Consider the following 5417-nt stretch of genomic DNA (forward strand, 5'->3'; position numbering starts at 1 on the left):
TTTTTACTAGCTTTAAATGGTAAGTCATCTACATCATATCCAACAACTTTTTTTGGATGCCCTATTAAATTTTTAAGTAGGACGCCTTCCCCAATACTAGGTTCAAGAATTAAGTGATCATGAACATTTCCCAAGAGGGAAGCCATTAATTTATTTAAATCCGTAGCATTTGTGAAATGCTGTTTTAAAGCTTTTATCATTTGAAAATAACTTAAGATTAATACTTATAAGTATTATTTCTAAAATGAAGACTTAAGTCAATTATTAACATAAAATTTCTTATTCAAAATTCTGGTGTAACTCCAAAGTAGAAATGTCAGGTTTCTCCAAAATAACAATTTTAGTTCACTAAATTTCTACCAACTCAATAAAATCAAAATCTCTTAACATCCATGATCTAAATTTTTTCTCATGCTCAACTGAATAAATTACTAGCTCAGGATCATCACTAAGCGTAATTGCTTTACAAAAGCCAGCGCCCTTATTCCCTTGATAACTAAACCGAATAAACTTTTGATATAAGCCAATAAAATCATCAAATGAAATAAAATTTTGATTCCCTCTTAAAGCAAAAGATGGTGAAACAACTGGTCTCGCAAATATAAACATAAAAAATCTCAAAACATTATTAATGCTCTCAACTCACTCAAGATCACCACAGCCGTCGGGCAAGCCCTTTGGGCTGATGGTGAACGTTGAGTGAGTTTCGGCAATACTCACCCTAAGAGCATGCAAAAATTGCTTGCTCTTAAAGTATTGCCGAATACCAATTTTGGGCTGACGGAGCCACGCATCGGTCGTCCACGACAGTAGGTAATTGTGCTTTCCTACATAGGCTGAGATTACGATTCACACACCGCATCGACACGTTCTCAAACCGATCAGTTAGCTTATCTCTGTGAGGGTTTCCCCAACATACAATTTAAAGCACCCCTGAACTACTCATTACGTTGTTGCTTTGTCGATTTCCCCTAGTAGCAACTCTTGCTTTAGTTTCTTATATCCTTCTAAAACAATCGCTGTGGTGCGCTAGCGTCGCTTAATCCTTCCACCCACACCACATACCAACCGTATAAACGGACACGCAGAAGCTGGCAAAACTCGATTAGAGATGCTTATTTGATGAGCGAAAACATTTAATTAACGAAGACTTATCATTTTGGGGCTTGAACTAAACACTTTTTATTGTGAAAATAGAGCTCAGGTACAAGCCTTGTGTGAAATCATAACGGTCGCCAAACCTTATGATCTTCGTTATTCGATGTCTCACCATCAAATAACTGCGTACCGCTGAATATATGGGAAAAGCCACTTGTTTTACAAGTGGCTTTTTTCATTTCTGTCTAAAAATTAATTCCTTATAAACCACTTAAAAAACTAGCTAAAACGAAGAATCAGTCACTTATAATATTTTTTGCAATTTTTGGAAGTTTTTACATAAAAATTACTGTTTTAATCATCTAAATCATATATTTATTAATGATATTAGTTTAGTTAACTACACATTATTTCCAGTGGCATCCTGTAAGGTGCGTATGGTGTGTCTTAAAAAATCGGTTGAAAACCGATTTTAAAGCGTCAATAAAATTAAGGCTTTCAAGTGATCAAAAATAAACCGTCTTTCAATAAGAAAAAGTGGCTCAAAAATCATCTAGACGATGTTTTACGCCTAAAAAAAGAGGGTTTGACCTATCAATCCATCATCCAAGTGCTAAAAAAAGACTTAAACATGCCCTTTGATTTGGAGGAATCACTGTTAAGTCGTTATCTCAAAGAGTTTGCAGAAGATGAATCAACCACTTTAAAGACCAAAACAGCCCTAAAAAACAAAGTTGAACGGCAGATAGACCGACTTACTCGTCAAAATAATGAAATACAAAACCTAAAACGTCGTTTAGACCGTATGGCTGAACGTGAAATGAAGTTTGAAATCGAAAATAAAAACCTAAAAGAGCGTAATCGGATTTTAGAAAATAAGTTTTTGGATGGCGATGCACGTATAGAAGACCTTTTACGCTACAAAGGATTGCACAATTCAAAATGGAAGATTGCAGAACTAGAGCAGAAAAACGATGAGCTATTCCAAACAGTTTTGATGCTTGAAAGACATGCTGAACGATTAGCAAAGCCTCATGAACAGGCTGATGAAAAAATTAGACAACTTGAGAGTGAAATCTCACAGATCAAAGGGGAATATGAACAACTAGAGCAGACTCAACTACTTTCCAATCAAAAAATTAAACAGCTTGAACTGAAGATTGATGTCTTAAAGAATGAAAAACAGGCTCTAGAAAAACAACTTGCCAAAAAAGAAACGCCCATCATTCACCAAGATCAAGAAAAAATTGATCAACTCACACAGGAACGGCAGAAATTCCTTCAAGAAAGAAACCAATTACATATGCTCTCAAAGCGTCTAAAAAGCGATTTAAGCAATTCTGAGCATCAACTTAGTGAAGTATCGCGCTTACTGCATGAAAGCCGAAATAACGCAAAACAGAAGGATTTATGGCGGGCTTTAGCAATCGGATTCGGTTGCTTGGCTGTGATCTTCTTTTTGATATTTATCTTCCTCTAAGACCGCATTTTATTTGGGCCATTATTTCAGTCCAGGAAGGCTGAAATTGGCTCGAATAAAATACGGTCATTGTTGTTTTAGGCTAAACAAAAGCGTGGAACATTGGTTAAAGATTAAGCGTGGAACATGAGAAAATTAAAAAAAAGCCCCGATTGGAGAAAAGGGGCTTTAAAGATTGCATTATAGCTTTGAAAAATAAAGAAAAAATATAAGCATTTCGTATAATCTGCATTATGTTAATTTTAGATTTTCTTAACTTTTTCAATAAGTATCTTGTTTAGTCTACAATCTTATTTATAGCAATTTTTACTATGACATATATGAATATTGAAGACGATTTCGAAAATTTAAAAAAATTAGTTGGTTCAAATGTGAGAATTCACCGATTAAAGAAAGCACTATCTCAAAAGCAACTTAGTGAATTATCAGGCTTAGATGCTAATTATATTGGGAGTGTTGAAAGGGGGGAAAGAAATATTTCGTTGAAAAATCTATATATTATTTCAATAAACTTAGAAGTCTCTATAAACTTACTTTTTTTGAAAAACCTATAGAAATTTACAAGATGCAATACTTTCTGAACATCTCAAATACATCATTAAACCAGCTCAAAATCGATATAAAAAATGATTTCCTACATAGAGCAGGTGGAGTGATTCAAGCCATTCAAACAAGCACTACAGCTAAACCTAAAGAGAAAGCAACTCAGGTAAATAATGCTTTAAATGGGGTACTTATATTAGTAAAAGACTCTTTTACTAATATGAATGGTCTAGATGATGAAGATAAAGCGATAATGGCTCTGATCGTGCAATATATCTTTACCTGTTTAAGTATAGAAAATAGACATAGCGTCTGGAACTATAACTCCATTGATTTTTCTCGCAGGATTGGTGAATTATGGGAAAGATTTTGTTCTGTAGCTTGGGATTATTCTACAATTGCAACTAGATTTACTCCTCCAAATTTTTCAGTTATCACCACAGCTTTTCGAAATAAAGCTCAAACACTTTCCGCAGGTTGCCCTCAGCAACAAGAAATTATTGATTTAGTTAATGATCTGCTCCAAATAATTGGAACCATCAATTTAAAAGAAGATGAAATGTTTCATGTAGATGGGACTAGATATGTTGTCGATTTTAAAAGTGGATTTGGATCTAATGAAAAAGGCAATATGCTTAGACTACAAGCAGTAAGTCACGCTTATAAAAGATTTGATCCCCATACTAAATTGTTATTATTGGTTCGCCAAAATACGAATAATAATTATTTAAATGTATTACGCTCATCTCAAACGTGGGATATATACACAGGGACACAAACATACCAAAAAATAGAATCTCTTACAGATATAAACATTCTATGGGTAGTACAGAATGTTGTAGATTTTAGGAATGATCTATCACCATCATTCCTAAATTATTTGCAAACTACGGCAGGAACACCTATCAATTATCTTGATTGGTAATTAGATAATTTTCTACAAAATTATCTATTTCTTTGGAATCTAGTCTGTTATCTGCCTTTATCTTATTAAAAATAATTAAAGCCTTTGTAAGAGCTTTATTTGTGAAATTAGGTACAGGCAGTTTTTTTATATAATTCGCAGAATTATTTGCAGACCCATTTACCAATCCTTTCATCAGTTTTGAAGCTAACGAACTATTTAAGTAAATAATTAAACATTCTAGATTTTTCCTATCATGGGGAAATATACCAACAACCCCTTGATCAAAAACACTATTTACCATGTAACTTGCTGATATTCTTGAGCTACTTACCATAGGTAAAGAAATTCCTTCCCTAAAATAAAAATTACTATTCTGAAAGCGGGATTTTTTATTGTTTTTATAAAAATTAATAGCTTCTTCAGACCATAAGATAGCATTCGATGGCTTTTCAAAAACCTCACGATGACCACCTCTAATAAATGGTACATATGACTTTTTAGTTTTTTTTAATCCATTTAATTTTTCAATATCATTTAATTCCTTAGTATAAATATCACGATCCCAGTCAATTACATGTCCATTACTTTTTCTTTTTGATAAGAATGGATCAAAACCAATATAGGTAGCATTATCCCCAGTATAAATACCTGTTCGACATTCAGCTAAATCACCTAAAGTTAACCATTCTTTAGGTACTAAGGCATCTTGCTCAATCAATGAATACCTACTCCATCCTTGTTCAATATTTGTAATAAATTTAGTACCTTGAACATTTAATTTAGGTTCAGGAATAGCATCTGAAATAAGACCATCTAATGCTTCACTCCATACAACACTATCTGAATCTTTTAATTTGTCTTTATATCCAGCTATTACACACAAATTTCCATACTTAAAACTTACTGTCTCAAAAGATTTTGATGGAATTCGAATAATATGAGAAGGACGTGCCTCCTCTGCCAAAAATTTTCGAAGAGCATAATGACGATGACTTGTCAAAAAAGTATCTGGTATTAAAAAAACATAACGTCCATTTGCTTTTAATTGTTTAAGACTCATATAAAGAAATAAACCATAGGACTCTTTGACATAAAATTCAGGTAATACTTGCTTTAATTTTTTTCTATATTCAATAGAAAACTCTAAACCATATGGAGGGTTAGCTATAACTGAATCATATGTCTCAGCAATAGAGTTTTCTAAAAAAGCTTCAATAAATGATTCATGCTTAAAAATTACATTTATATTTTCTGAATTAATATTTTTACTAGCTTTAAATGGTAAGTCATCTACATCATATCCAACAACTTTTTTTGGATGCCCTATTAAATTTTTAAGTAGGACGCCTTCCCCAATACTAGGTTCAAGAATTAAGTGATCATGAACAT

General features: G+C 32.8%; 6 protein-coding genes. 3 read left to right on the top strand and 3 right to left on the bottom strand.

Annotated features, from left to right (window positions below):
* Together E2K52_RS15495 and E2K52_RS13150 are read right to left on the bottom strand one after the other, a co-directional pair.
* Nucleotides 1-200: hypothetical protein (locus tag E2K52_RS15495; protein ID WP_264765945.1), on the bottom strand; the 200-nt coding region annotated here is incomplete at its 3' end.
* A gap of 148 nt (nucleotides 201-348) precedes the next feature.
* Nucleotides 349-609 (bottom strand): hypothetical protein, encoded by a 261-nt coding sequence (locus E2K52_RS13150; protein ID WP_227548246.1) that lies wholly within the window; start codon nucleotides 607-609, stop codon nucleotides 349-351.
* 991 nt (nucleotides 610-1600) lie between these two features.
* Here E2K52_RS13150 and E2K52_RS13155 point away from each other — a divergent pair.
* The 3 genes from E2K52_RS13155 to E2K52_RS13165 all read left to right on the top strand — a co-directional run bounded on the left by E2K52_RS13155 (nucleotide 1601) and on the right by E2K52_RS13165 (nucleotide 4046).
* On the top strand, nucleotides 1601-2578 hold the full coding sequence (locus E2K52_RS13155; protein WP_151205499.1) for a hypothetical protein: 978 nt from the start codon (nucleotides 1601-1603) through the stop codon (nucleotides 2576-2578).
* 320 nt (nucleotides 2579-2898) lie between these two features.
* Nucleotides 2899-3132, top strand: coding sequence for a helix-turn-helix domain-containing protein (locus E2K52_RS13160; protein WP_151205500.1), 234 nt, complete (start codon nucleotides 2899-2901; stop codon nucleotides 3130-3132).
* A gap of 11 nt (nucleotides 3133-3143) precedes the next feature.
* A complete protein-coding gene (locus E2K52_RS13165; protein ID WP_151205501.1) occupies nucleotides 3144-4046 on the top strand; it encodes a hypothetical protein in 903 nt (300 codons plus the stop codon).
* On the opposite strand, the gene E2K52_RS13170 is transcribed toward E2K52_RS13165, so the two are convergent.
* A partial coding sequence (locus E2K52_RS13170) for an Eco57I restriction-modification methylase domain-containing protein (protein ID WP_151205502.1) occupies nucleotides 4027-5417 on the bottom strand: 1391 nt, incomplete at its 5' end. The two genes, E2K52_RS13165 and E2K52_RS13170, sit on opposite strands and share 20 nt — an antisense overlap.

Source organism: Acinetobacter sp. RF14B (assembly GCF_006864105.1).
GTDB lineage: Bacteria > Pseudomonadota > Gammaproteobacteria > Pseudomonadales > Moraxellaceae > Acinetobacter > Acinetobacter lwoffii_C.